A 1,090-nucleotide genomic window follows, 5' to 3' on the forward strand; every position below is an offset into this window, starting at 1 on the left:
CAAAAAACACAGGTTAGGACCTGTGTTTCATCACAAGTTCACAACCCTCTCCATCAACGCTGACGAGGTTAGCTGTCGGATTCGGGCGGTGAGAGTCGCCCTATCCGATGAACATGCGGCATATGGACCGCGCGTCATCGGAATTCACCCCAGGGTATGGTCAGTGGATTTAAATCCATCCATACATTTGGTTCCCCCGCTCTCCATATCGGAGATTAAGCGATTATCCTGTGAATAGGAAATATGATATTGAAGCTGAATAGTATATTACGCCTGCTGCATTCTTTTGTAAAACATCGCTCAGAGCAAATTGAAGCAGAATTACTGATAAAAAATGTAAGAAAAACGTTTACATATTAATGTGGCTTTGACAGGCTCTGTATTTTGCATATTATCTGCAGAAATCATCATCACAAACAAATTCGCCATGCTGGTCTCGGGGGAGGAGACGCTAGCATGGCGAATTTTTTGGGAGTGGTCCATGATACGGCAAGAAGAGGAAGGGTCTGGGTTCCTCTTTTGCTCTTGTTAGAAATATACCCGCCTACATGAGCGATGAATCACATCGCTAGAAAAAAATGTCTGACTTTACGCAATCTCTTCTTTTCTTATAAGATAAAGGGTATGAATGCAGCGTAAATCGTGGAGGAGGCAGTCAGATGATTCATCAGCAAGATGGCGTATTCCCGGCGGTATGTCCGCTGGATTGCCCGGATACATGCGGCCTGCTGCTGCATAAAGAGAACGGGCGAATTGTAAAGGTTACTGGTGATCCGAACCACCCAATCACACAGGGAGCAATCTGCAATAAGGTGCGCAACATGGCACATCGGGTATATCACCCGGAGCGAGTGCTCTATCCGATGCGAAGAGTAGGCCCTAAGGGTGAGGGCAGCTTCGAACGCATCAGTTGGAACGAAGCGGTGCAAGAGATCACGGGACGCTACAAGCGGCTGATCGAGGAGCATGGCTCGGAGAGCATTCTCCCTTACAGCTTCTACGGCAACATGGGCATATTGAGCGTGGATGGCATGGACCGTCGTTTCTTTAACCGGCTGGGTGCCAGCCGGTTGAAGCAATCCATCTGCAA

Annotated in this window: 1 protein-coding gene and 1 riboswitch; the gene reads left to right on the forward strand. The window is 48.0% G+C overall.

Annotated elements, in window-relative coordinates:
* Positions 1-41: 41 nt before the first annotated feature.
* A riboswitch (cyclic di-AMP (ydaO/yuaA leader) is annotated at positions 42-232 on the reverse strand.
* A 427-nt stretch (positions 233-659) separates the two neighbouring features.
* The coding region (locus ACFRAK_RS29555; RefSeq protein WP_394573279.1) for a molybdopterin-dependent oxidoreductase at positions 660-1,090 on the forward strand (431 nt) is incomplete at its 3' end.

The organism is Peribacillus sp. NPDC056705 (assembly GCF_043656335.1).